This window comes from Pleomorphomonas sp. JP5, from assembly GCF_023721815.1.
Classification (GTDB): Bacteria; Pseudomonadota; Alphaproteobacteria; order Rhizobiales; family Pleomorphomonadaceae; genus Pleomorphomonas.
Window position 1 is genome coordinate 721,822 of record NZ_JAMDLI010000008.1, and the last position, 26,383, is coordinate 748,204.

The following is a 26,383-nucleotide window of genomic DNA, read 5'->3' on the forward strand; positions in this document are numbered from 1 at the left end:
TGCAGGATGATGACGGTTCCGTCGAAATCGACAATCGACGTATCGGACCTCCGCTAAACTCACAGAAATATTCGCGTTGCTCGAGAGAATACAACTTCGCCGTCGTATACTCACGATGTTGTTCTCAGCAGCCGGTTTCTGCCCGAGCATAGGATTGTTACAATACGGTGACATTGCGGCACCGGCCCGATACGGCTCCTTCTTTCGATGAAATGGATGTGATCGTTCGACGGGAACGGTCCCTTGCCCTTCGAGCGAACATGATCTTTTCTGCGGCCCTGAATGAGATGGGAGCGCCGGCTTGGATATCTTCGAAATCAGGACCCGGCGTCTGCTTGATCTGATCGAAGCGCGCGACGAGCCTCTCATCCTAATTGAAGCGGCGGCCGGCATGGGGAAGTCTCGCCTGCTCGCCGATCTCGCTGCGGCAAGAAATGTGTCGGTCTCGCATGGGCCCCGCCCACCCGAGGCAACTGGTCGCCTTGGTCTTTGGGACGTTCCGTCCGGTTCGAGCATCGAGCGACTGGCCGACGTCGCCGGAATCGGAAAGCTGGTCCTCGCCAAGCGCCCGGAAACCCGGCTGCCCGGCCTCGACCGTCTGGCCGCCTTTGGCGCGGTTTACGTGTTGCCCGACGCAGCGTTGCTCTACGAACCCGATGAGCTCGCAGCCGCGTTCGGCAAGGTGAAGGGGTTGGAGATCGCCACTACGACCGGGGGGTGGCCGCTTCTGGTCGACAAGGCCGGTGTCCGCGCCATCGAGCCGGCGGTTCTTGAGCGCTTCATCGGCGATGAGATCCTGGCCGACCAGCCGGCCGAGACGCTTGTCCGCCTCACCATGATGCTTGCCGGGCGAAAGATGGCGACCGGTGCTCCGCCATTGCCGCTCGCCCGTCTCGACGCGTCTGGCGCCTGGACAATCGGCGGCACCTCCCTTGCCACCCCACTCGCCAACGCTCTTGCAGCAGAACAGAACCACCGCATCGCCGACCCTAAGCTTCGAACGGACCTAGCCGCCGCGAGCGTGAACCTGGGATCCGTCACCGATACCATCCTCGACATGCAGAAGGCGGGCGAGTTCGAGGCTGCCGAGCGCCTGCTGGAGGCGGAGCACAGCTGGTATTTCCTCTACTTTCACGGCACGGAAGCCTTTGACGCCGTCCTGGCCGGCTTTCCCGATGAAGCAAGTCGCCAAAGCGATACGGTTGCGTTCTGTCGAGCCTTGCAGGCGCTGAAGCATGGCGAGGTTTCCCTCGCCCGGCGTTTGCTGGCCGACCGCTTCGGCGGCGAGACACTCGACCCGGCTCGGGTCCTCGGAGATCGCAGGCGCTACTCCGTGGAGTTCCGCAGCTTTCGGCTCGTCATGCTGATCTACGAGGACATCCCTCTCACCGACGAACTCCTGCACCTCGCGTTTGCCATTCTAGCCGACCTGCCGATCGAGGCTCACCTGCTGAGAGGCAGCATCTACAACGCGATCCTCGAGTTTTATCTTCGCTCGCGACGGTTTGCCGAAGCTGACGACGTTGCCGAGCGAGCGCTGCGCCACTATCGCGTTGCCGGCGCCAGCCTGCTGGCCTTCTACATCTCGCTGCATCTGGCCATCATGCGTCTGATGGCGGGCGATGCGACCGCCGCCGGTCAGTGGGTGGCCGAAGCCGAGCGCGACATCTCCAGTCTCGGCTTCGACAGTCCGCATGACGGGCTCCTTCTCAAGCTTCTCAAGGGATGCGTTGGCTACGAGGAAGGCAATGACGAGGCGCTGATCCTGTTTCTCAATCAGGATCTCGAGCTGTTCTCGCATGGCGAGATCTGGCCAACCCTCATCGAGTTCGCGCTCCAATACGGCAGCCAGGCCCTGTCGCGGCGCTATTCGACCATCGCCGCCCGATCATTCCTTGACCGCTGGCGCGTGTATCAGGTTCAGAATCGCCAGTTCCAGATGATGATCGACAGCCGGGAGGTGATGGTGATGCAGAACGGCAACCGGTGGCGCGAAGCTGCCGACCGCCTCGCCCAGCTGCCGACGCCGGTGACGCAGGCCGTCGCCTCGAATGCCCGTCTGCTCGCTCGCCTCGGCGACCGTGACGAGATTGCCGTCGCGCTCTGTTGGCTACGGCACATGGTGTTCGAGACGCCGACACGAGCCGACCTGATCGAGTGCCTCGCCGCCATCGAAGCCAACCTCGCGCTCACTGCGCGCCAGCGGATCGGCGTCCAGATCTGGAGCGCCTATGTCCTCAAGCGGCAACGCGACCTTACGCGGGCGCGCGCCCAACTGCAGACGACCTTCGAAACGGCGGCGCGCAACGGCTGCGTCGGCTCCTTGTCGGAGGAACTGGTGTTCCTTGCTGACCTGCTCGCCAACCGCCGCATCGCCGACTTCCTGTCGACGGTGAGCGAGGCACGACAGGTGTTGCGCCGTCTGCGAGACTTCGGCCTCGGCAACTCGGGGCTCGGGTCGCGCAACGGCCTGTCGCGCCAGGAAACCAAGGTGCTGATCATGGTCACCGAAGGTGCTTCCAACAAGTTCGTCGCCAAGATGCTGCAAATCTCGGAGCCCACGGTGAAGTTCCACCTCGGCAACGTCTACCGCAAGCTCGGCTGCCGCCGACGCAAGGAAGCGATCGCCGCCGCCCGAGCCCTTGGGCTCGTCGGCTAGGGGATCGAAGCCAAGACCTATACCTTTTTGCGCAAAACCTATCCGTCAGGTCACTTGAGAACCGTTCTCGGCTTTCGCAACATCGTCACAAGACAAGAGACGAGAAACGTCCGAAACGACCGCGATCAAGGACGGGACCAACTTGCCCTGTCCGGCAACCAGCGGCGGCCCAAAACCAGCAAGAGGGGTCCCAGTCCATGAACCGCAAGTCTCGCCTTATTTCCGCACTTTTCGTTGCCGCGGCAGCCTCTGCGCTGACCGTCGGCGCAACCCAGGCAAAAACCGTCGTCACCATGAACACCGTGCAGATCTTCGGTTCGATCGATCCGGCCAAGATCTCCGACTACACCGACTACATGGCGGCGGTGAATCTCTACGACGGCCTCGTCAACGTCGACCCGGCCGGCAACCTCGTTCCCGAGCTCGCCGAGAGCTGGACGGTTTCCCCCGACACCAAGGAGGTCACCTTCAAGCTCCGTTCCGACGCCAAGTTCTCCGACGGAACGCCGGTTACCGCCGCCGATGTCGTCTATTCCGTCGAACGCCTGCTGCGGATCAATCAAGGGCCAGCAAACCTGTTCGCCGACGTGCTGAAACCGGGTGCGGTAACCGCCGTCGATGATCTCACGGTCAAGTTCACACTGTCGAAGACCTTCGCGCCGTTCCTGTCGACGGTGCCGGCGATCATGGTCGTCAACTCCAAGATCGTCGAGGCGAACCTCGGCGGCGATGACGGCCAGACCTATCTTGCCACCCATGTCGCCGGCGCCGGCGCCTACACGCTGACGAGCTGGGACCGCGGCTCGCAGATGACCATCGATCGCAATCCCGACTACTACAAGGGTTTCGGTTCCGGCCCGATCGACGAAGTGCGCTGGATCATCACCAACGACGAAGCCACCGTGCGCTCGCTCGCGGCGTCGGGCGAGCTGACCATGTCCTCGCAATACCAGTCGCCCGAGACCTACAAGGCTCTCGAAGCCATGGGGCGCTTCAAGATCGTCGCCGAGGACACGCCCACCGCCTTCTACCTCAAGCTCAACTCCCAGGTGGCGCCGACCGACGACGTGCACATCCGCAAGGCCATCGCGCTTGCGACCGATTACGCCACCATCCGGGAAGTCATCGTGCCGGGTGGCGAACTCAATGGCCCGCTGCCGAAGAACTTCGCCGATTTCTACGCCAGCGATCTTCCGGCTCCCCAGTACGACCTAGAAGCCGCCAAAGCTGAGATCGCCAAGTCCAAGTATGCCGGGCAAAATATCCCGATCACGCTCGGTTATGTCGCCGGCACCAAGTTCGAGGAAGAAATCAGCCTGCTGATGCAGGCCAATCTCGAACAAATCGGGTTTGTCGTGAAGCAGCAGGCCGATCCCTGGAACCGCATCACCGAGCTCGCGAGCAAGGTCGAGACGACTCCGGCGGTCAACCAGATCTTCTTCTCGCCGACCTACCCGTCGCCGGACTCGATGTTCTTCACCCAGTATCATTCCAAGTCCTCCGGCACCTGGGCGTCCATGGAATGGCTGCAGGACCCGGAAGTGGACAAGCTGATCGACGACGCGCGCGCCACCACCGACAAGGCGGAACAGGCGACGCTCTACAAGACGCTCCAGCACAAGCTGGTCGATCTGCAGGCCGACGTCTTCCTGCAGACCCAGACGGTTCAGCACGCCATGGACAAGTGCCTCGACGGGTTCAAGGCAGTGCCGATGCAGTCCTTCGACTACGACTTCACCAAGTATAGCTGGACCTGCCAGTAGGCCAACCGGGTAACCGGCGGGCGTTTGACGCCCGTCTTGTGAGTTCGCGGAAGTGCCCCCTGCTCCCGCGACCATTGGACCGGCGCGAAAGCCGAACCTCGCGCCGGTTCCCTTTCCCGAGGCCCCGGAGATCACTCCTTGGAATTCCTTCGCTTTCTCCTGCGGCGCGTCCTGTGGTCGCTGCTGGTTCTGATCGGGCTGTCGATAGTGATCTTCATCATCGCCCGCGCCGTCCCGGGCGATCCGGCCCGCATGGCTCTGGGACCGACGGCGACACAGGAGCAGGTTGCCGACCTTCAGCAGAAGCTCGGTCTCGATCGACCGATCGTCGAGCAGTATGGCCTGTTCATCGTCGGCCTCGCCCACGGTGACCTCGGCCGCTCCCTGCTGACCGAGCGGCCGGTCAATGACGACATTCGCGACACGTTCGCCGCGACGCTCGAACTGGTCCTGGCGACCATTTTCATCGCAGTTCTGATAGGCGTGCCGCTCGGCGTGGTCGCCGCCTACTGGAAGGATCGCTGGCCCGACAACGTAGTCCGCATAGTCGCCATCTTCTCGGCGGTGACTCCGAGCTTCTTCCTGGCTCTCCTTCTGCAAATCCTTGCCGGCTACGTGCTGCACATCCTGCCGACGACCGGCCGGCTCCCGCCCAACTTCGATTTTGCTCCATCCCACACCGGCTTGGTGCTGATCGATGCGCTGATCGCCGGCCGCCCGGATGCCTTCCTGGAAGGGTTGCGCTACCTGCTGCTGCCGGCCATTGCGTTGGCTGCCGCCACCATGGGGCAAATGGCGCGCATCACCCGCTCATCGATGATCGACGTGTCGAGCCAGGACTACATCGAGGCAAGCCGCGCCTTCGGCGTGCCCGAATGGATCCGCGTCTGCAAGTACATGCTGCGTCCGAGTTTCGTGCCGCCGCTCACCATTCTCGGCCTGGAGTTCGCGTCGCTGATCGGCAACGCCTTCGTGGTTGAGCTGGTATTCGCATGGCCCGGCATGGCCGCCTATGGCATCCGCACCATTCTCCAGAAGGATCTCAACGCCGTCATGGGCGTGGTGATGGTCTCAGGCGTGTTCTTCGTTCTGGTCAACCTCGTCATCGACCTACTGGTGGGCCTCGTCGATCCGCGCGTGCGCATTCGGGGGAGCCGGCAATGAGCGACGACATGGTTCTTCGCGACGACGCGCCGCGTCTCTCCAGCGCCTATCAGAGCTGGTACCGCTTTTCACGCAATCCCACGGCGATGATTGGCCTCGTCATCGTGACCGTCTGCGTCCTGGCCGCCCTGCTGGCGCCCTGGATCACGCCCTACCCCGATCACATCGGCGCCGTGGTCAACTTCCGCGCCCGCCATCTGCCACCGTCGGCAGACTACTGGTTCGGCACCGACAACGTCGGTCGCGACATCTTCACCCGCGTCATCTTCGGCTTCCGCGTGTCGCTGCTGCTGGCGGTGGTGGTGCTGGGAACGGCCATCCCCATCGGGACGATCCTCGGCCTCACCGCCGGCTACTTCGGGGGCTGGGTCGAGATCGTCATCATGCGGTTCACCGATATCGCCCTTGCCATCCCTCCTCTGGTCATGGCGCTGGCGGTCGCGGCCGTCCTGTCGCCGGACCTCGTCAACTCCATGCTGGCCATCGCCGCCCTGTGGTGGACCTGGCACACTCGCCTCATCTACTCGATCACGCGGCAGCTCAGGGCACGGGAGTTCGTGGAAGCGGCGGAAACGCTTGGCGCCAGCAAGTTCCACATCCTGTTCAGAGAGATCCTGCCCAACTGCGTGTCGGCCATCGCGGTGAAGACCTCGCTCGACTGCGGCTTCGTCATTCTGGTCGGCGCCTCTCTGTCCTTCCTCGGCCTAGGCATCCAGCCGCCGACCCCGGACCTCGGGACCATGGTCGCCTCCGGTTCGGCCTTCCTGCCCGACTACTGGTGGGAATCGGTACTGCCAGGCTGCGCCATCCTGTTCATCGCCCTCGGGTTCAACCTGCTCGGCGACGGCTTGCGAGACCTCTACGACGTGGAGAACGTGCGATGAGCGAGGCACTGCTCTCCGTCCGCGACCTGTCGGTCGAGTTCACGACCTATGGTCGCACGCTACCGGTCCTGCGCGGGGTCAATCTCGACGTCCCCGCCAGAAGCCACGTGGCGCTCGTCGGCGAAAGCGGGTCCGGCAAGACGGTGACCATGAAGTCGATCATGGGTCTCCTGCACATGCCGCCGGCCAGCATCAGCTCCGGGACCATCCTCTATGACGGCCGCGACCTCCTGACCATGTCCCGACGCGAGCGCCTGAAACTCACGGGCACCGACATGTCCATGGTGTTCCAGGACCCCATGAGCTCGCTCAATCCAGTCTTCACCATCGCCGACCAGATGTCGACCATCCTGAAATACGCCGACCGGCGGCTAGGACGATCTCGGTCGGGGCGCGAGCGCATGCAGCGCGTGCTGGAGGTGCTGGCCCAGGTGCGGATGCGGGAGCCTGAGCGGGTGGCCCGCTCCTATCCGATCATGCTGTCAGGTGGCATGCGTCAGCGTGTCCTGATCGCCATGGCACTGTTGTCGGAACCGCGCCTGCTGATCGCCGACGAGCCGGGCACGGCGCTCGACGTCACAACCCAGGCGCAGATCCTGAAGCTGCTCAAGGATCTCGTCGAAGAGCGGGGCCTCGCGCTGCTGATGATCACCCATAATCTCGGCGTGGTGCGCGAGACCTCCGACTATGTCTACGTCATGCACAAGGGCGTGGTGGTCGAGGAAGCGAAGACCGCCGACCTGTTCGCCTCGCCGAAGGTGGACTACACGCGGTCGCTGATCGACGCCGTGCCGCGGCTTACTGGTGCTCGACCAACCCTGCCGGTGGAGGCTGCGCCATGAACGCCAGGCAAAGCCCCCTTCTCGAGATCGTCGATCTCGTCAAGACCTTCCCCGTCTACAATGCCTTCGGCAGCCGGGCCGGAGAGGTGACCGCCGTCGACCATGTGTCGTTTTCCATCCGGCGCGGCGGCGTCTATGGCCTTGCCGGCGAGAGCGGATCGGGAAAGTCGACGATCGCCCGGCTGATCATGGGCCTTCTCACGCCCACTGGCGGGGATGTCCTGCTCTCCGGCAACAACATCACGGGAACGCTCGGCACCCGCGCCCATTCGCGGCAGGTGCAGATGGTGTTCCAGAACCCGGGTTCGTCGCTCAACCCGCGCCGGACCATCGGCCAGTCCATCGCCGTGCCGCTCGAAGCGCATAGCCATCCGAGAGCCGATCGGCGGCGACGCATCTCCGAGCTCCTCGAAATGGTGCAACTGCCGGCCAACTTCGCCGAGCGCTATCCGCACGAGTTGTCCGGCGGCCAGAAACAGCGCGTCGCCATCGCCCGGGCACTCGCCGTCGCTCCGCAACTGGTCGTCCTCGACGAGCCGACCTCGGCGCTCGACGTCTCGGTTCAGGCCAAGGTCATCGACCTTCTCACCAGCCTCGGTCGGCAGCTCGACCTCACCTATCTCTTCATTTCCCACGACCTCAGCCTGATGCGCAACTTCGCCGACGAAGTCGGCGTGCTCTATCGCGGCCGTATCGTCGAGAGCGGTCCGACGGCCAAGGTGTTCGAGCATCCGGAGCACGACTACACCCGCCTTCTCATAGCCTCCGTACCCGTGATCTCGGCGGAGGAAGAAGCGCTGAGACCCAAAATCCCACTGATCGACGGAGAAATTCCGACGGCGGAAAAACTGCTCGCCCTACGGGAGAGCCAAAGAACAACCGAAGTTCCCAAGAGGACCTGACAGATGATCAGAATTGGCATCGACGTCGGCGGCACCAATACGGACGCCGTCGTGATGGATGGCGCGCGCGTTCTTGCCGGCGTCAAGTCGGCGACGACATCGGACGTCATGTCCGGCGTGGTCAACGCACTGGCCGATGTGCTCAAGGCGTCCGGCAAGGCCGCGGCCGAGATCGACGTGGTAATGATTGGTACGACCCACTTCACCAATGCCGTGGTGCAACGGCGCGACCTGGCAAAGACCGCAGCGGTTCGCCTCGGCCTGCCCGCGACGGCCTCGCTGCCGCCGATGGTCGACTGGCCGGAGGACCTCCGCGAGGCCATCGGCAACCTCAGCTATCTCGCCCATGGCGGCAACGAGTTCGACGGCCGCAAGATCTCGCCGCTCGACGAAGCCGAGCTGCTCGAAATAGCCCAGGACATCAAGGCCAAGGGCGTCAACACCATCGCCATCACCTCGGTGTTCTCACCGGTCAGCGACGAATGCGAGAAGCAGGCCGCCGCGATCTTCGAGAAGGCCATTCCGGGCGCTCACATCACGCTGTCGTCCGAGATCGGCCGCATCGGCCTCCTCGAACGCGAGAACGCCGCCATCATGAACGCCTGCCTGCGCGACCTGTCGCGGGAGGTGATCGAAGCCTTCCGCAACGCCATCGCCTCGGCCGGCATCAAGGGCAAGTTCTTCCTGACCCAGAACGACGGGACGCTGATGGAGGCGGCCTTCGCCGAAAAGTTCCCGGTCTTGACCTTCGCCTCCGGCCCGACCAACTCGATGCGCGGCGCCGCGTTCCTCTCCGGTGTCAAGGATGCCATCGTCGTCGACATCGGCGGCACCACCTCCGACGTCGGCTCGCTGCAAAAGGGATTTCCCCGCCAGGCGACGGTGGCCGTCGAGGTGGGCGGTGTTCGCACCAACTTCCGCATGCCCGACGTCTTTTCGATCGGGCTTGGCGGCGGTTCGCACGTTGTCGAGACGGACAAGGGGGTCAAGGTCGGCCCGACCTCGGTCGGCTATCGCATCATCACCGAGGCCCTGATCTTTGGCGGCGAGACACTGACCACATCGGACGTGGTGGTCGCCGCCGGCAAGTACGATCTCGGCGACAGCTCGAAGGTGGCCCACCTTTCTCCGGCGCTGATCGCCGCTACCGAGGCGCGTATCGCCGACATGCTCGAAGACTGCGTCGAACGCTCTCGCCTGTCGCCGGACCCGCTACCGGTGATCGTCGTCGGCGGCGGTTCGATCCTGGTCGACAAGCCCATCGCCGGTCTCGAGCTCATCAAGCCCGACCACTTTGCCGTGGCCAACGCCGTCGGCGCCGCCATCGCCCAGGTGTCGGGCGAAGTCGATCGCGTCTACGCACTGGCCGAGATCGGCCGCGACGCCGCCCTTGCCGACGCCAAGGCGCAGGCGATCGAGGCTGCCGTCAGCGCCGGCGCGGCCCGCGACAGCATCGAGATCGTCGACGTCGAGGACGTGCCTCTCGCCTACCTGCCCGGCAATGCGACGCGCGTGCGCGTCAAGGCCGTGGGAGAACTCCATGTCGTCTAAGGGGTATCTTCTGCAGGAGAGCGACCTGCACCCGCTGTCGCTCGGCGCGGCGCTTCTCGGTACGGGCGGCGGCGGCAATCCCTACATCGGCATGCTGCGGGCACGGGAGCTCATCCGGTCCGGCCACGAGATCCGGGTCATCGATCTCGACGCTTTGCCCGATGACGCCTTCATCGGCGAGGTCGGCGGCATCGGCGCTCCCGTGGTCGGCATCGAGAAGTTCGAGGAGGGGCGCGAGTGCTACCACGCCATGCGCGCCGTCGAAGAGGCGGCCGGCGTCAGGATGTCGGCGCTCATCTCGGCTGAGATCGGCGGATCGAACAGCCTGGAGCCGATCATCGCCGCCGCCTATGCCGGTCTGCCGGTCATCGACGGCGACGGCATGGGACGCGCCTTCCCGGAAGTGCAGATGACGACCTTCTTCATCTACGGGGCAGCAACGGCACCGGGAGCCATTGCCGACGAAAAGGGCAATGTCGTCGTCTTCCGCAAGGTGATCGACATGTTCTGGCTGGAGCGCTTCGCCCGTGACGCCGCCGTCGCCATGGGCGCTACCGCCGGGCTCGCCTCGGCGCCGATGACCATGGAGTTCGTTCGCCGCACCGCCGTTCCCGGCACAGTCAGCGAGGCGCTTCGGATCGGGCACACTGTGCTCGACGCCCGGAAGGACCGGCGCAACGTCATCGAAGCCGTGCTCAAAGTGACCGGTGGCGGCCTCTATTTCACCGGCAAGATCACCGACGTCAGACGCGAGCTGACCGGCGGCTTCGCCCGGGGCCACGCCATTCTCACGGGAATCGATGACTTCGCGGGGTCGGAAGCCCGGATCGCCATCCAGAACGAGAATCTCGTTCTCTGGGTCGACGACGAGCCGAAGGTCATGGTGCCCGACCTGATCGTCAATCTCGACCTCGACACCGGCGAGCCGATCACCACCGAAGTGCTGCGCTACGGCCAGCGCGTCGCCGTGCTCGGCCTGCCCGTACACCCGCTCATGAAAACGGAAAAGGCGCTCGAGGTCGTGGGCCCGAAGGCTTTCGGCTATCCCGAGCTCACCTTCGTGCCCATCGTCGCCTCGCAAGCGTCCATCCAAGGATGAAGCCATGAAGATCAAGCGCATCGTTCACGTCGAGGACATGGAAGATATCGCCACCGGTGGCGCCATTCTCGGCACCGGCGGCGGCGGGGATCCCTACGTCGGCAAGCTGATGGCCCAGGAGGCGATCCGCCGGCACGCCCCGGTCAAGATCATCGACGTCGACGAACTCGCCGACGACGCCCTGGTGGTGCCTGTTTGCATGATGGGCGCGCCGACGGTGATGACCGAGAAGATTCCGGCCGGCCGCGAGCTGATCATTGCCTTCCGCAAGCTCGAGGAGCTGCTCGGCCGCAAGATCGACGCCGTGCTCTGCGGCGAGGCCGGCGGCGTCAACTCGACGACCCCCTTCGTGGTGGCCGCCGAAACAGGCTTGCCGCTGGTGGATGGCGACGGCATGGGCCGCGCCTTTCCGGAGCTCCAGATGGAGACCTTCGGCATGTATGGCGTCAAGGCGACGCCGATGGTGCTCTGCGACGACAAGGGGAACTCGCTGGTGCTCGACACCGTGTCGAACGCCTGGACCGAGCGCCTCGCCCGCGCCGCAACGGTGGAAATGGGAGGGTCGGCCCTGCTCGCCTTCTATTCGATGGATGGCGCCACCGCCAAGAAATGCGTTGTCCGCGGCACGCTCAGCCTGACGGCCAAGCTCGGTGAGACGCTCCGCAAGGCCCGCGCCGGCCATCGCGACCCTGTTTCCGCCATCGTCGACGAGCTCGACGCACAGGTGATCTTTCACGGCCGCGTCAAGGACATCGAACGGCGAACGGTGGGTGGCTTCGCCCGTGGCAAGGCGCGTTTCGAGGGCGTCGAGGAATGGAAGGGACACGACTTCAGGCTCGACTTCCAGAACGAGTTCCTGGTGGCCGAACGCGACGGCGAGATCGTCGTGACGACGCCGGACCTGATCACGGCGCTCGAAGCGGAAAGCGGCAACCCCGTCACCGCCGACGCACTGCGCTACGGCCTGCGCCTGAAAGTGCTTGCGCTGCCCTGCAATCCGCTATGGCGCACAGAGCAGGGCATCGACCTCGTCGGGCCGCGCTACTTCGGTTACGAGGTGGACTACCGGCCGCTTGCCTGAGCGGGCGCACCAAACGTTTTGGCCTAGCGCTTTCGTAGCCGAAAAACTTGCGGGCTGCCGCCAGCGGCGACAGCCCTAACGGTAGCACCACTTCCGGGACGCCCCGGAAGTGGTCCTCGGCTTTTCTCAGGCCACCTTGGGCTTCAGCACACGCAGAAGCAACGCGGTGACAATGGTTCCGGCGACCATAGCCACGATGTAGCCGCCGAGGTTGGTGACAGCGTTGGGGATCGGCAGCACGAACACGCCACCGTGCGGGACGCGGAGCTGAGCCCCTACCGCCATCGAGATCATGCCGGCCACGGCCGAGCCGGCCATCAGCGACGGAATGACGCGGAACGGGTCCTTGGCGGCGAAGGGGATGGCGCCTTCGGTGATGAAGGAGATGCCCAGCACCGCGGCGGCGTTGCCCGCCTCATGCTCGTCCGCCGAGAAGCGATCGCGGAACAGCTTGGTGGCCAGAGCCAGGCCGAGCGGCGGCGTCATGCCGGCCACCATGGCGGCGGCCATCGGCTCGTAGAGCTGGCTGGCGATCAGGCCGGTGGCGAAGGTGTAGGCCGCCTTGTTGACCGGGCCGCCCATGTCGAAGGCCATCATCAGACCGATGATCGCTCCGAGAATGATGGCATTGGCGCCCTGCATGCCCTTGAGGAAGTCGGTGAGCCAGGCAAGAGCCACGGCTACCGGTTCTCCGAGGACATAGACCATCAACAGACCGACGATGGTGGTGCCCAGCAGCGGCAGGATCAGCACCGGCTTCAGACCGTCGAGGTTTCGCCCGAGCCTGATGTAGCGGTTGAGGTAGAGCACCACGTAACCGGCCAGGAAGCCAGCGACGATGCCACCCAGGAAGCCGGCACCGATGGTGCCCGCGATGACACCGCCAACGGCACCGGGGGTGATGCCGGGACGGTCGGCGATCGAGTAGGCGATGAAGGCGGCGAGGATCGGCACCATCAGCGAGAAGGACTGCTTGCCGATGTTGAACAGCGCCTGGGCGAGCGTGCCAGCATGGGCGTCGTCGTAGACGTAGATGCCGCCCATGGCGAAGGCGAGCGCGATCAGCAGGCCGCCGGCCACCACGAAGGGCAGCATGTAGGACACGCCGGTCATCAGGTGCTTGTAGGGGCCGGAGCGCTGGGCGGCGCGGGCAGCCTTTTCGGCAGCCACTTCGGCCGCGAGGTCGCGCTTGCCGCTGGCGGCCGCGCCGCCCTGAACGGTCGCTTCGGCGAGCGCCCTCTCGACCAGCGCCTTGCCGTTGCTGATGGCGCCCTTGGTACCGGTGGAGTAGACGCGCTTGCCGGCAAAGCGCGACATGTCGACGTTGGTGTCGGCGGCGATGATTACCAGATCGGCAGCGGCGATCTCTTCAGCCGTCAGCGTGTTCTGGGCGCCGACCGAGCCCTGAGTCTCGATCTTGGCGTCATAACCGAGCGCCTTGGCACCCTGCTCGACGCCCTCGGCGGCCATGAAGGTGTGGGCGATGCCGGTCGGGCAGGACGTGATGCCGACGATCAGCTTCTTTGCCGACGGCGCGCTGGAAACGGCGCCGGCCGGATCGGCCAGAGCGGCGTCGAGCGTCATCTTGCGAACGGTCTTGCCGGCGAAGCGGGCTTCATCGGCAACGTCGCCGAGCAGCACTACCGCGTCGGCGGCGGCGATCGTCGCCGCATCGACCGGCGCGGCCGGCGTTTCAACGCTGAGGGACACGCCGGCCGCTTCCGCCGCCTTCTTCAGGGCCTCGGCGGCGATCAGGGGCTTGCTCCCCGTCTCCTTGACGCCGATCACGACTACCAACTTTGCCATTCTCATCCTCCGATGAAGTTCTTCCCGCTGCCATCCCCCGGCGGGAATTCAGGGATAATCTTGAAACCCGAGTGCTAGAGACGGGTGATTTCCGCCTCTGCGGCGAGCGCCTCAACGACGGCACGCTCAGGCAGATGGGGGCCAACGCGCCGGAGCTTGGCGGCGGCGAAGGCGACGGCCTGCCGGGCGAGGGCCTCAAGCGGCTTGGCCTCGGCAAGCGCGGTGGCAATGCCGGCCACCATGGCGTCGCCGGCGCCGACGGTGCTCAGCGCCTCGACGCGGGGCAGACGGGCGGTCAGCTTCTCGTCGGCGGTGACGAACAGCGCGCCGTCCTCGCCGCAGGAGACGACAACCAGACGTACGCCGCGCTGGACGATGTCCTCGGCGGCGACGATCAGCGCTTTGAAGTCTGGGAGCGGATGACCGACCAGTTCTTCGAGTTCGTGCCGGTTTGGCTTCACCGCGTAAGGCAGTTCCTTGCCGGCGCCGGACAACATCGCCTTGAGCGGGGCGCCGGACGTGTCGGCAACAACGTCGGCGCCAACGCCGTTGAGGGTCGCCACCAGCGGGCTCAAGGCGTCGGGCGCGACTCCGGCCGGCAGCGAGCCTCCAACCACCACCACGGCGCCACCCTTCGCGGCGTCGCGGGCGGCGGCGGTGACACGAGCGAGACTGTCAGCATCGACCACCAGGCCCGGCGTGTTAAGATCGGTGGTCTCACTGGCGGCAGTGTCGGCGATCTTGATGTTGGTGCGCGTGTCGCCGGCAACGCGGATGAACTTGTCCGTGATGCCCTTCACCGCGAACAGTTCGACGAAGGCGCCGTCGTTGCCGCGGCCGAGGACGCCGGTCGCGGTGATCTGCCCGCGCCAATCGGCGGCGCAACCCGCGACGTTGACGCCCTTGCCGCCGGCGTTGGTCTGCGAGCGCGTGGCGCGGTTGACGCCGCCCTTGACGAGACCGGCGACCTCGATGGTCAGGTCGACGGCCGGATTGAGGGTGACAGTGACGATCGGCTTCATGCCGCATCTCCCTGGGGAGCGAACTCGAGCGCCCGGACTTCGCTGGCGGTTCGGGCGGCGATCGCCCTCTGGGCCAACGCCTTCAGCTCGGCCATCGAGGTGGAGCGCAGGCGCACCTTGACGGCGGGGATGTCACGAATGGTCATCGACAGTTCGTTGACGCCGAGACCGGCCAGAAGCGACGCGCCGAACGGATCGCCGGCGATGCCGCCGCAGACGCCGACCCAGCGGCCGTGCTTGGCGGCGCCTTCCACCGTCTTGCCGATCAGCCGCAGCACGGCCGGGTGCAGGCTGTCGGCTTCGGCGGCGAGGTCGGGGTGCTGCCGGTCGATGGCCAGCGTGTACTGGGTGAGGTCGTTGGTGCCGATGGAGAAGAAGTCGACGTATTCGGCGTAGAGGTCGGCCATCACCGCCGTCGACGGCACCTCGACCATGATGCCGAGCGGCACGGCCGGCGCGCCGACCTCGGCGCGGATCTCGTCGGCCACCTTGCGGACGGCCATGATCTCGTCGAGCGAGGTGATCATCGGCAGCATGATCTTGAGGTTGGCGCCGGTCTTGGCGACGCGGTAGAGGGCGCGGAGCTGCGGCCGCATCAGCTCGGGGCGGCGCAGGGTGAGGCGGGTGCCGCGCACGCCGAGGAAGGGGTTCTCCTCGCGCGGCAGCTTCAGATGCGGCGCCTGCTTGTCGCCGCCGATGTCCAGCGTGCGGACGATCAGCGGGCGCCCCCCGAGGTTGTTGGCCATGGCGCTGTAGGTGGCGAACTGCTCGTCCTCGCCGGGCGTCTGGCCGCCGTCGAGGAACAGGAACTCGGTGCGCATCAGGCCGACGCCCTCGGCGCCCTGGTCGAGCGCGCCGGCGACCTCGGTGGGCTTGTTGATGTTGGCGCCGATTTCGATGGTCGTGCCGTCGGTGGTGGTGGCCGGCAGGGCGCGGCCCTCGGCGTCGGTGGCGGCGCGGCGCTGGTCGGCCTCGATGAAGGCGCGGGCGAGGGCCAGGTCGGCTTCGGTCGGGTCGAGATAGAGCCGGCCGGTGGCGCCGTCGAGAATGGCGGTGGTGCCGGACGGCGTGTCGAGAAGGCCGGCGCCCAGCGCCACCACGGCCGGCAGGCCGAGGGTGCGGGCGAGAATGGCGGTGTGCGAGGTCGGGCCGCCCTGGGCGGTGGCGAGGCCGGCGATCAGCGTGGTGTCGAGGCCGATGGTGTCCGACGGCGTCAGATCGGCGGCGATCAAGATCGACGGGGTCGAGGGCAGCTTGACGCCCGAGCCGCTGGCCGCTTCCGGTACCAGCTTGGTCAGCACGCGGTGGCCGACGTCACGCACGTCCGAGGCGCGGGCGGCGAGCAAGGCGTTGGCATTGCCTTCCAGCGAGGCGGCGACCGCCTCGACGGCGGCGCGCCAGGACCAGGCGGGGCCGTGGCCGGCGACAACGAGTGCCGAGGCCTTGGTGAGGAGCTCCGGATCGGCCAGAAGCTCGGCATGGGCTTCGAAAATGGCCGCTTCCGCCTGCCCGACCTTGACGGCGGCCTCGGAGGCAACGGTCTTCAGTTCGGCGAGCGTCGCGGCGATGGCGTCATCGAGCGCCGTGGAGGCGGTGACGAGATCGGTTGGCGTGTCGGCAACCTCCACCGTGGCGCTCTTCAGAACATGCACGGGGGCGACCACCACGCCGGGAGCGGCGGCAACGCCAGAAAACGTTTTCAGACTGCTGGCCGGCGTCCAGCCCTTGCGGCCGGTCGGCTGCGGCGCCTTGGCGGCATCGGCCTTTTCCTCGGCCGATAGGCCTTCGACCACGCGCATGAAGGTGGAGAGGATGACGGCGGCATTGGCGCCTTCGGCGGAAACAGCCACGGTTTCACCGGCGCGAAGGCCCAGCTGCAGCAAGGAAACCAGCCGCGTCGGGTCGGCGACGTCGGCGCCGCGCCGGATCTGGATGCGAGCCCCTGCCGCCTTGGCGGCCTCGACCCAGCGGCTGGCCGGGCGCGCGTGCAGACCGTTGGGATAGTCGACGACCCAGTCGATCTTCAGGTCGAGGTCGTCGGGTACGGAGGTCTCGGCGGAAACGTTGGCGGCTGCGGTCTCGTCAAGCGCGGCGATAATCGCCATGGGGTCGTCGACCTCGAACAAAGCCTCGAGCGCTGCCTCGTCCTGAAACAGACGCGTCAGGCGGCGCAGCACGGCAATGTGGTCGTCCGACTGGGCGGCGATGGCGACAACCAGCTTGACGGTCTGGCCGTCGTTCCAGGTCAAACCGCCGGGAATCTGCAGGATTGCCAGGCCGTTGTGCTTGATGAGGCCGCGATCGGCGTTCATGCCGTGGGGAATGGCGACGCCATGACCGAGATAGGTTTCCGCCACGTCCTCGCGTCGCATCATGCTGTCGGCATAGGCGGGATCGATGTAGCCGCCATCAGCCAGAAGGGTGCAAGCCTCACGAATGGCCGCTTCCTTGTTGGTCGGCGCGGCTTTTATGCGGGTGAGTTCAGGCGCGAGAAGTGGCTTGGTGCTGGTCGACATGTATCTTCCCTCTCCTCCGCATCTCAGAAAACTGAAAACCTTTTCAGACCTTATGACGCAGATATCATGGGCTTGCTTTCCGGGGAAAGCTGGAAAAACCCTTATTGAAGGTCGTCTTTAGACGTGATTGTCTTCGCCGTAAACGGAGAACGATTTTAGCTATGAGCGTTGGCATCAAGGATGTGGCTGTTGCTGCTGGTGTTTCGCCGGCCACGGTTTCGCGTGTTCTCGCCAACCGCCACGTCAAGCCGGAGCTGCGCGAACGTGTGGAAACCGCCATTCGGCTGACCGGCTACCGGCCGAATCTGTCGGCGCGGCGCCTGCGCTCGCAGCATTCCAACACCATCGGCCTGATCGTTCCCGACATCCGCAATCCGTTTTTCACGACACTGAGTCGCGCCGTCGAGGATGCCGCCTATCTCGCCAACATGCGGGTGGTGCTGTGCAACACCGACGAGAACCCGTCGCGCGAGACCATGTATCTGCGCCTGATGCAGGAAGAGCGGGTGACCGGCGTCATCTACGCGCCGACGCGCGAGACGGCGGCCCAGCTCGACCGGCTGAATTTTGATTTTCCGGTGGTGCTGGTCGACCGGCACGGCCCGCCCGGCCGGCATGACTCGGTGGTGCTCGACAATCGTCAGGCGGCGGCCATGCTGGTTTCGCACCTGCAGTCGCGCGGCTTCCGGACCATCGAGGGGCTGTTCGGCAACACCTCGTCCACCGCGCGCGACCGTCTCAGCGGCTACACCGAGGCGATGAACGATTGCGGCCTGACGCCGCGCGCCAACTTCGTGGCGCCCAATCCCGAGGCGGCGGTGGTGGCTGCACGCGAGATCCTGTCGCGCAAGGACAAGCCGGAGGCGCTGATCGCCTCCAACGGTCTGATCCTCCTGGGCATTGCCCAAGCGATGCAGGAGCTAGAGCTGCGGGCGCCGCAGGACATCGCACTGGCCGGTTTCGACAACGAGATCTGGACCGGCCTGATCGGCTCCGGCATCACCGTGATCCAGCAGCCGGTGGCCGACATCGGCCTTTCGGCCATGCGCCTGCTGTTCGAGCGCATAGAGACTCCCGACATGGCGCCAAGGGTGGTGATGCTCTCGGGCAAGCTCATCGAGCGTAACTCGACGAAGCGCCCCGCCTGACCGACGACCTCGACTGCCAATGCCCGGTAACATGGCGGGTGGCGTCGCCCCCGCCTCGCGGGTCCGGAAGTCCTTGGAAAGTCGATGCTTCGATCCAAGGACCACCGGTTACCGGTCAATGGGCTATCCAAACACCTTCTTTGCCCGTTCCGCAGTAATGTAGCCATTCTTGATGTCGGCAGCGACCTTGGTCGGATCTCGCCGCTTCGGATCGCCGAAGCCACCGCCGGTGGCAGTGTAGATCTCGATCACCTCGCCCTCGTCGACGCGGATGCCCGAGCCGTAGGCGTAGCGCGTCCGTGTGCCATCCTTCTTGGCGACGATCGCATAGTTGGCGCTGCCCTCGTTGCCGCCCTTCAGCGACCATGGCAGCACGCGCGAACGGGTGTAGCCGAGCGTCAGGAAGCTGTCGTCGCGCCGGATGCGATAGTCGACGCGGATGCCGCGACCGCCGCACCACTCGCCCTCACCGCCATCGGCGATGTTCAGCTCCATCCGATCGACGATCAGGCCGTTGCGCGCCTCCGAAATCTCGGCCGGGCAGTTGTAGGTCTCGCCGTGAACGGCCGAGAAGATGGCATTGTTGCCGTCGCGCCCCTCGGCCGCGCCCCAGCCGCCGATCTGCGGCTCGATGATCGTGTACTGACGTCCAGTGTCCGGATGCGTGCCGCCGATAAAGGTACCGGCGATCGACGAGAAGTGGCCGGACGGAAGCTTGTGCGGCACATGCGGCGCCAGGCAGCGCCAGATGAGGTCGGTGACGCGGATGCCGATCTCGTAATAGAAGCCGATCGCCGCCGGCTCCTTGGCGTGGAAGGTGGTCCCTTCGGTGGTCAGCACCTTGAGCGGCCGGAAGGTGCCCTCGTTGGCCGGCGACAGCGGGTCGGTCAGCGCCTTGAAGATCACCTGCACCGACACCAGAACGTCGTCGCGGCTGGCATTGTTGGGACCGGCGTCCTGGGGCGGATTGTCGCGCAGGTCGACCACGAACTCGCTTTCCGAGATCATCAGCTTGACGTTGAACAGCCGGCCGTCATCCTGCTCCTCGGTCAGCTCGAAGGTGCCGCGTGGCAGCTTGGCCAGCTCCTTCAGCGTCACTTCCTCGCCGTAGTCCATGAAAGAGGCCATCGCCTTCTCGAAGGTCTCGACGCCGTATTTCTCGGCCAACTCCGTCAGCCGGCGCGCGCCGATGCGCACCGAGGCGATGGCGGCCCAGAGGTCGCCGCGCAGGTAGTCCGGCATGCGCGAGTTGACGGTGATGATGTCGAAGATGCCGGCGATCGGCTCGCCCTTCGAGATCATCTTGATGGCCGGCAGACGCAGGCCCTCCTGGAAGATGTCGGTCGCATCGGCCGACAGCGAGCCCGGCGACTTGCCGCCGACATCGGAGTTGTGGGCGATGTTGGCCGTCCAGGCGATCAGCTTGCCGCCGGCGAACACCGGCATCGCCACCACCAGGTCGTTGAGGTGGGTGACGCCGCCATAATAGGGATCGTTAGTGATGAACACGTCGCCGGGTTCGATGTCGCCGGGCTTGTCGAACTTGCCGACCAGCACCTTCACCGACTTGTCGAGCACGCCGACGAAGCCGGGAATGCCGGCGCCCGAGCTGGCAAGCTGCCCCTTGGCGTCGAGAATGCCGGTGCCCATGTCGAGCACCTCGTAGATGATCGAACTCATCGCCGTCTTGCGCATGGCGGCGAACATTTCGTCAGCCGTCGCCTGCAGCGAGTTCTGGATGATTTCGAGCGTGATGGGATCATCGTGTGTCATGGTTGGCTCGCGCTCAGAGTTCGATGTGGATGTTGCCGTAGGCGTCGATCGACACCCGGTTGTCGGGGTGGATCACCACGGTGGTGCCAGGGTCCTCGATGATCGCCGGCCCGACGAACTGCATGCCCGGCATCAGCTTCTCGCCGTCGTAGATGGCGGCCTGATGCACGCCTTCGAGCGCATAGTCGACCGATCGCCGGCCCTTGAGGGCGCTCGCCGCCGGGGCGTTCGACAGCGGCCGCGCCTCCATGGTCAGCTTGCCTACCTCGGCCGATGCCACGATGTGGATGCCGACCAGTTCGACCGGAGCATCGAGGCGATAGGTGTACTCGCGCTTGTAGGCCTCGTGGAAGGCGGCCTCGATCTCGCTGAGCCGCGCGTCGGACACCGCGCCGCCGTCGATCAGCACCTCGGTGGTGTGCTCCTGGTTCTGGTAGCGGAACTTGCCGTAGCGCAGGAAACCGACCTTGTCGGCCGCAATGCCCTCGCTCTCGAACTGCTTGAGCGCCGTGGCTTCCGCCTCCTTGAACAACCCCTCGATCTCGTCGGCCGCGCCCGGCCCGAGATCGGCTAGATGGGTGACGAAATAGTCGCGCCGGAGGTCCGACATCATCATGCCCCAGGCCGAGAACACCGAGGCGCCGGCGGGGATCACCACCTTCTTCGCCCCCAGCTCGCTGCCGAGCGCCGCCGCGTGCATGGCGCCGCCGCCGCCGAAGGCGACCAGCGTGAAGTCGCGCGGGTCGAACCCCCGGTTGAGCGACACCAGCTTCAGGGCGTTGACCATGTTGTTGTTGGCGATGCGGATGATGCCGCGCGCCGCCTCGTCGGCCGAAACGCCCAACTTGGTGCCAAGCTCGGTCATGGCCATGCTGGCCGCGTCCATGTCGGCCTTCACCGCCCCACCGCAGAAATAGTCGCGATTGATGCGGCCGAGCCAGAGGTTGGCGTCGGTGGTGGTGGCGCTGGTGCCGCCGCGCCCATAGGCGGCAGGTCCCGGCTGGGCGCCGGCCGACTGCGGCCCGACGTGCAGCTTGCCGAAATCGTCGACCCAGGCGATCGAGCCGCCGCCGTTGCCGATCTCCACCAGATCGACCACCGGCACCATGATCGGATAGCCGGCCGAGGTACGGCTCTTCTCGATCCAGTAGTCGGTCATGATCCGGACCTTGCCGTCTTCGATCAGCGAGCATTTGGCGGTGGTGCCGCCGATGTCGAGGGCCAGCACGTTCGATTCGCCGATCAGCTTGCCGAGTTCGGCGGCACCCCAGAAGCCGGAGGCCGGGCCGGATTCCACCATGGTGATCGGAATGCGCGATACGCTGTCCAGCGTGTCGACGCCGCAGTTCGACTGCATGACGTAAAGACTACCGTCAAAGCCCCGCTCGGCGAGCCCCGAGGCCAACCGCTTCAGGTAGCGCTCGGCGGTCGGCTGGACATAGGCCGACATCACCGCCGTGCTCGTGCGCTCATACTCGCGCCATTCGCGGCTGATCTGGTGCGAGGCCACCGTGGCCACCTCCGGCCACAGCCGGGCGATCTCGGCCTGCGCCGCCTGCTCGTGCGCCGGGTTGGCGTAGGAGTGCAGGAAGCAGATGGCCACCGCCTCGACGCCCTCGGCCTTGAAGTCGGCGATGATGCCGGCGAGCGGCGCGAGATCGAGCGGCTCGGTCTCCAGCCCCTTGTAGGTCATGCGGCCGGGCAACTCGCGGCGCAGGTGGCGCGGCACGAACACCGGAGGCTTCTTGTAATAGAGGTTGAAGAAATCGGGCCGGTTGCCTCGGGCGATTTCCAGGCTGTCGCGGAAGCCGAGCGTGGTGACGAGGCCGACCTTGCCACCCTTGCGTTCGGTCAGCGCGTTGATCACCACGGTGGTGCCGTGGGCAAGGAAATCGATGGCCGCCGGATCGACGCCGCCCTTCTCCAACACATTGAGAACGCCAGCCTCGAAGTTCGGCGGCGTCGTGTCGGTCTTGGCGGTGACGATGCGTGACCGTCCGGTCGCTGTGTCGGTCTCGAAGGCCACGAGGTCGGTGAAGGTTCCGCCGACGTCGGTGGCAACGCGCAACGTTTTCTCAGACATGAGCGGCCTCCTCGGCCTTGAGCTTGGAGTTGAACAGGACGCAGACCGTACCGGCTAGTTTGAGAGCCTCGGCGGCGGCCACGCGGTCCGGCGTGTAATAACCGGCATCGTGCAGGCAGTTGAGCGTGCCGATCACCCGGCCGTCGACGATCAGCGGCACGTTGATGCAGGATTCGCAGCCCAGCGACTGGATCAGCTCGCTGTCGAAGAACACCTTGGCGATGTCGTCGATGGTGTTGGCGACGAAGGTGCGCTTGCCGCGCAGCACCACCTCGGTCCAGTCGTTCTCCTCGTAGGGCTTGAGGCCGTAGACCGGATAGACGTCGGGCATGTTGGAGTAGAGGCGTTCCGAATGCATGGTGCCGGTCTCGACCGTGGTCACGGTGAACAGCTTGGCGCCAACCTCTTTGACCACCAGGTCCTTCAGGGCCTCGAAGGCCGCGTGTGGGTGGTTGCCCGGCTCGGCGAGGCGGGCAAGGAAGGCGTCTTGGTCAAAGGTCGGCATCGAGAGGCTCCTGAAGCCGGTCGCGCAATTCCGCTTCGCGCCGGCTGGTCACGGGAACCGCCGAGATCAGGCGGCGGGTGTAGGGATGGCTGGGGTTGGCGAACAGGTCGGCGGTCGGCGCGATCTCGACGAGCCGCCCCTTCTCGAACACCGCGACGCGATCGGCGATGTTGCGCACCACGGCAAGGTCGTGGGTGATGAAGATGTAGGTCAGTCGGCGCGCCTGACGGATGTCGGCCAAGAGCTTCAGCACGCGTGCCTGAACCAGCACGTCGAGCGCCGAGGTCGGCTCGTCGAGCACCAGAAGCTCCGACTGGCAGGCGAGCGCCCGGGCGATGGCAACGCGCTGGCGCTGGCCGCCGGACAGCGCGGCGGGCGAACGGTCGGCATAGTCGGCGGGCAGCCCAACCTCTTCCAGGAGTTCGCCGACCCGCGCCTTGCGCCCGGCCCGGTCGCCGATGGCGTGCACGTCGAGGGCGAGCCGGATCGAGGCCCCGACGCTGCGGCGCGGATTGAGCGATGACAACGGGTTCTGCTGGACGAGCTGGATCGCCTGTTTGAGGGCCAGCGACCGGACGTCGGGTAGCTCCTTGTCCTGAAACAGAAGCGCGCCCGAGGTCGGCTGGTAGATGCCGAGTACGATGTTGGCGATTGTGCTCTTGCCCGAGCCGCTTTCGCCGACCACCGCCAGGCACTCACCGGCCGACACGCTGAACGAGACGCCGTCGAGCGCGCGTACCGAGGTGCCGCCGGCATCGAAGGTCTTGGTGACGTCGATCACCTGGAGAAGGGGCTTCATGGCCTGAGCTCCGCTTCCGAGTAGCCGGGGTGGGCGACGAGCGGGTCGTAGAAGCCGGTCTGCTCCTCGTCGATTTCCGGAATACCCTCTCCGGTGATGCGGGGAACGGCGGCCATCAGCGCCCGCGTGTAGGGATGGAGCGGCGCCTCGAACAGGCCCTCGGTCGGCCCCTGCTCGACGATGCGGCCCTTGTAGATGACGTAGACGCGGTCGGCGAACTCGCGGACGACGCCGAGGTTGTGCGAGATGAACAGCATGGAGGCGCCATGGCGGGCCACCAGTTGCTGCATCAGGGCCAGCGTCTGGGCCTGCACCGTCACATCGAGCGCCGTGCCCGGCTCGTCGGCCAAAAGCAGCGACGGGCTGTTGGCAAGCGCCATGGCGATCAGCACGCGCTGGTTCATGCCGCCCGACAGCTGGAAGGCGTAGGAGTCCAGAACCCGCCCGGGATCGGCGATGGCGACATCATCGAGCGCCGCCACCGCCCGCTCCCGCGCCTCGGCCGCGCCGATGCCCGGATTGCCGCGCCGCAGCACCTCGTGGAACAGCGTGCCGATGGTGTAAACCGGATTGAGCGACGACGTCGGATCCTGAAAGATCATAGAGATGCGGTCGCCCCTCAGCGCCTCGCGCTCCCGGCGCGACAAAGTTCCGAGGTCGCGCCCCTCGAAGGCCATTCGCCCCGAGTAGCGGGCGCCGCGCAGCTCCTGCACGAGGCCCAGCACGAGGCGGGCGGTGACCGACTTGCCGGATCCGCTTTCGCCCACCAGGGCGACGCGCTCGCCCTTGGCGATGTGCAGCGAGATGCCGTGCAGCACCTCCGCCGTGCCGGCCCAGCCACGGAAACCCAGCCGGAGGTCGTCGATGGCAAGCGTCGGCGCGGTCATTGGTCGACCCCCAGGATTTCGCGCAGCGCGTCGCCGATCAGGTTGAAGCCGAACACCACGACGAGGATGGCGAGCCCCGGAAATACCGTCAGCCACCAGCTGTCCGGCAGGTACTTGGCGCCCTCGGCCACCATCGACCCGAGGTCGGGGGTGGGCGGCTGCACGCCGAGCCCCAGGAAGGACAGAGAGGAAGCGATCAGAATGACGAAGCCAAAGTCGATGGTCATCTTGGTCAGGATCGACGGCACGCAGTTCGGCAGGATCTCGCGGAACATTACATGCAGCCGCGAGGCGCCGATCACCTCGGCGGCCAGCACATAGCCTTCCTCGCGCTCCGAGCGGGTCAGGTTGTAGACGAGACGGGCGTACCAGGGCCACCACATGACGGTGACCGCCATCATGCCGTTGGTCAGGGACGGCTCCAGCAAGCCCATCATCGACATGGCCAACACCAGTGGCGGAATGGACAGGAAGACGTCGGTGATGCGCATCAGCACAAACTCGGTCCGCCCGCCAATGTAGCCGGCGATCAGTCCCACTGTGACGCCCACCGGTACGGCGAGCGCCAGCACGACGACGCCGAGGGTGAGCGAGATGCGATAGGCGAACAGGATGCGGCTGAAGATGTCGCGGCCGACCAGGTCGGTGCCGAACAGGTAAGGCCACTCCGGCGCCTTGTTGAAGTTGAGGAAGTCGACGACGGCGCCCTTGTGGTCGGGGAACGGCGCCACGTAGTCGGCGAAGACGGCCGCCAGCACGACAAGGCCCACCAGAGTCAGCCCGAGCACCGACAGCGGGTTGCGCAGGAGGATGAACAGCGCTCGCTTCATGACGACCTCTGGGACAGGCGGATGCGCGGGTTGATCAGCGCCACCAGGAGATCGACCACGATGTTGACGATCAGGAACATGGCCGAAATGATCAGCACGGTGCCGACGATGGCGTTGAGATCCTTGCGCAGGATGACCGCCACGCCGTAGCGCGACAGGCCCGGCCAGGCGAAGATCTGCTCGACCAGGAAGGCGTTGCCCAGCATGGACGCCAGATCGAGGCCGATCACCGTCAGCGAGGGGATCATCGACGGCTTGAAGGCGAAGCGCCGGGCAATGCGCCCCTGCGGGAAGCCGAAGGCCAGCGCCATCTCGATGAAAGGCTTGCGGTAGGTCTCGACCATGTTGGCGCGGGTGAGGCGCGCCGACTGGCCGATTCCGGCAAACGACAGCGCGAAAGCCGGCAGCGCCAGATGCCAGAGGGCGTTACCGAATGCGGCAAGGTCGCCGGAGATCAGGCTGTCGATTGTCAGGAAGCCGGTCACATGAGGCACGGCGAAGCTGTCGGAGATGCGGCCGGCGATCGGGAAGACCGGCAGGAAATAGGCGAAAACCAGCATCAGGATCACCGCCCAGACGAAATCGGGCGCCGACACGCCGAGCATGGTGAACAGGCGGATGGCGTGGTCGAGCGGCCGGTCGCGGTAGCGGGCGGCAAGCATGCCGAGCGGTACACCGATGAGGATCATCGTCGTGCCGGCAAAGAACACCAGTTCCAGCGTCGCCGGCAGGTAGGCGGCAATGTCGGCGGTGACGGGGCGGTTGGAATAGAGCGACTGGCCGAGGTCGCCGCGCGCCAGATCCGCAATGAAATAGCCGTATTGCACCACGAAGGCGTCGTTGAGGTGCAGCTTGTCGCGCAGGGCCTCCACGGCCTCGGTGGACGCGTTCGGGCCGAGGGCGATGCGGGCGGGATCGCCGGGAATGACCCGGGCGATGGTGAAGATCAGCATCGATACGCCCACGAGCACGATGAACGACGTGGCGATCCGCTTGATCAGCAGACGGACGACTGGCGACATTGGGATGGTTTCCGGGGGACGACGGAGGCGGATCGCTCGGATCCGCC

General features: G+C 65.7%; 20 protein-coding genes. 10 read left to right on the forward strand and 10 right to left on the reverse strand.

The genetic code is table 11. The annotated features are described in order from the left end of the window. Nucleotides 1-301: 301 nt before the first annotated feature. The 9 genes from M4J40_RS14635 to M4J40_RS14675 all read left to right on the forward strand — a co-directional run bounded on the left by M4J40_RS14635 (nt 302) and on the right by M4J40_RS14675 (nt 11,945). The gene (locus M4J40_RS14635; RefSeq protein WP_251754934.1) at nt 302-2,659 is read left to right on the forward strand and encodes a LuxR C-terminal-related transcriptional regulator; all 2,358 of its coding nucleotides are present in this window, start codon (nt 302-304) and stop codon (nt 2,657-2,659) included. Nucleotides 2,660-2,856: 197 nt separating this feature from the next. Next, entirely contained in the window at nt 2,857-4,422 is a 1,566-nt protein-coding gene (locus M4J40_RS14640; RefSeq protein ID WP_251754936.1) for an ABC transporter substrate-binding protein, read from the forward strand. 138 nt (nt 4,423-4,560) lie between these two features. Further along, a complete protein-coding gene (locus M4J40_RS14645) occupies nt 4,561-5,586 on the forward strand; it encodes an ABC transporter permease (RefSeq protein WP_251754938.1) in 1,026 nt (341 codons plus the stop codon). After that, nucleotides 5,583-6,470 carry an ABC transporter permease gene (locus tag M4J40_RS14650; RefSeq protein ID WP_251754939.1) on the forward strand — a complete coding sequence of 296 codons (888 nt, stop codon included), beginning with the start codon at nt 5,583-5,585 and terminating at the stop codon, nt 6,468-6,470. The genes M4J40_RS14645 and M4J40_RS14650 overlap by 4 nt, the downstream gene beginning before the upstream one ends. Next, on the forward strand, nt 6,467-7,312 hold the full coding sequence (locus M4J40_RS14655; protein WP_251754941.1) for an ABC transporter ATP-binding protein: 846 nt from the start codon (nt 6,467-6,469) through the stop codon (nt 7,310-7,312). Before M4J40_RS14650 ends, M4J40_RS14655 begins: the two co-directional genes overlap by 4 nt. Then, on the forward strand, nt 7,309-8,214 hold the full coding sequence (locus tag M4J40_RS14660; RefSeq protein WP_251754943.1) for an ATP-binding cassette domain-containing protein: 906 nt from the start codon (nt 7,309-7,311) through the stop codon (nt 8,212-8,214). The genes M4J40_RS14655 and M4J40_RS14660 overlap by 4 nt, the downstream gene beginning before the upstream one ends. A gap of 3 nt (nt 8,215-8,217) precedes the next feature. Next, nucleotides 8,218-9,765: a hydantoinase/oxoprolinase family protein gene (locus M4J40_RS14665; protein WP_251754945.1), complete on the forward strand. Its 1,548-nt coding sequence runs from the start codon at nt 8,218-8,220 to the stop codon at nt 9,763-9,765. Next, the gene (locus tag M4J40_RS14670) at nt 9,755-10,864 is read left to right on the forward strand and encodes a DUF917 domain-containing protein (RefSeq protein WP_251754947.1); all 1,110 of its coding nucleotides are present in this window, start codon (nt 9,755-9,757) and stop codon (nt 10,862-10,864) included. The genes M4J40_RS14665 and M4J40_RS14670 overlap by 11 nt, the downstream gene beginning before the upstream one ends. 4 nt (nt 10,865-10,868) lie before the next feature. Then, nucleotides 10,869-11,945: a DUF917 domain-containing protein gene (locus M4J40_RS14675; protein ID WP_251754949.1), complete on the forward strand. Its 1,077-nt coding sequence runs from the start codon at nt 10,869-10,871 to the stop codon at nt 11,943-11,945. Nucleotides 11,946-12,071: 126 nt separating this feature from the next. On the opposite strand, the gene M4J40_RS14680 is transcribed toward M4J40_RS14675, so the two are convergent. The 3 genes from M4J40_RS14680 to ptsP form a co-directional block, all read right to left on the reverse strand. After that, nucleotides 12,072-13,751: a PTS fructose transporter subunit IIC gene (locus tag M4J40_RS14680; RefSeq protein WP_251754950.1), complete on the reverse strand. Its 1,680-nt coding sequence runs from the start codon at nt 13,749-13,751 to the stop codon at nt 12,072-12,074. Nucleotides 13,752-13,825: 74 nt separating this feature from the next. After that, nucleotides 13,826-14,773 (reverse strand): 1-phosphofructokinase family hexose kinase, encoded by a 948-nt coding sequence (locus M4J40_RS14685; RefSeq protein WP_251754952.1) that lies wholly within the window; start codon nt 14,771-14,773, stop codon nt 13,826-13,828. After that, a complete protein-coding gene (ptsP, locus tag M4J40_RS14690; protein ID WP_251754954.1) occupies nt 14,770-17,289 on the reverse strand; it encodes a phosphoenolpyruvate--protein phosphotransferase in 2,520 nt (839 codons plus the stop codon). The genes M4J40_RS14685 and ptsP overlap by 4 nt, the downstream gene beginning before the upstream one ends. 161 nt (nt 17,290-17,450) lie before the next feature. Between ptsP and M4J40_RS14695 the strand changes: the two genes are divergently transcribed. Next, complete coding sequence (locus M4J40_RS14695) at nt 17,451-18,437, forward strand: LacI family DNA-binding transcriptional regulator (protein WP_251754955.1); 987 nt, start codon at nt 17,451-17,453, stop codon at nt 18,435-18,437. Between the two features lie 123 nt (nt 18,438-18,560). Here M4J40_RS14695 and M4J40_RS14700 read toward each other — a convergent pair whose 3' ends face one another. From M4J40_RS14700 to M4J40_RS14730, 7 genes are read right to left on the reverse strand one after another with little or no spacing between them, the layout of a single operon-like run. Then, nucleotides 18,561-20,210 (reverse strand): hydantoinase B/oxoprolinase family protein, encoded by a 1,650-nt coding sequence (locus M4J40_RS14700; RefSeq protein ID WP_251754957.1) that lies wholly within the window; start codon nt 20,208-20,210, stop codon nt 18,561-18,563. A 13-nt stretch (nt 20,211-20,223) separates the two neighbouring features. Continuing rightward, nucleotides 20,224-22,293 (reverse strand): hydantoinase/oxoprolinase family protein, encoded by a 2,070-nt coding sequence (locus M4J40_RS14705; RefSeq protein ID WP_251754958.1) that lies wholly within the window; start codon nt 22,291-22,293, stop codon nt 20,224-20,226. Continuing rightward, nucleotides 22,286-22,798: a GAF domain-containing protein gene (locus tag M4J40_RS14710; protein WP_251754959.1), complete on the reverse strand. Its 513-nt coding sequence runs from the start codon at nt 22,796-22,798 to the stop codon at nt 22,286-22,288. Before M4J40_RS14710 ends, M4J40_RS14705 begins: the two co-directional genes overlap by 8 nt. Beyond that, the gene (locus M4J40_RS14715; RefSeq protein ID WP_251754961.1) at nt 22,785-23,597 is read right to left on the reverse strand and encodes an ATP-binding cassette domain-containing protein; all 813 of its coding nucleotides are present in this window, start codon (nt 23,595-23,597) and stop codon (nt 22,785-22,787) included. The genes M4J40_RS14710 and M4J40_RS14715 overlap by 14 nt, the downstream gene beginning before the upstream one ends. Next, the gene (locus tag M4J40_RS14720) at nt 23,594-24,484 is read right to left on the reverse strand and encodes an ABC transporter ATP-binding protein (protein WP_251754962.1); all 891 of its coding nucleotides are present in this window, start codon (nt 24,482-24,484) and stop codon (nt 23,594-23,596) included. Before M4J40_RS14720 ends, M4J40_RS14715 begins: the two co-directional genes overlap by 4 nt. Continuing rightward, on the reverse strand, nt 24,481-25,314 hold the full coding sequence (locus tag M4J40_RS14725) for an ABC transporter permease (RefSeq protein WP_251754964.1): 834 nt from the start codon (nt 25,312-25,314) through the stop codon (nt 24,481-24,483). Before M4J40_RS14725 ends, M4J40_RS14720 begins: the two co-directional genes overlap by 4 nt. Next, nucleotides 25,311-26,336 carry an ABC transporter permease gene (locus M4J40_RS14730; protein ID WP_251754965.1) on the reverse strand — a complete coding sequence of 342 codons (1,026 nt, stop codon included), beginning with the start codon at nt 26,334-26,336 and terminating at the stop codon, nt 25,311-25,313. The genes M4J40_RS14725 and M4J40_RS14730 overlap by 4 nt, the downstream gene beginning before the upstream one ends. Nucleotides 26,337-26,383: the final 47 nt, after the last annotated feature.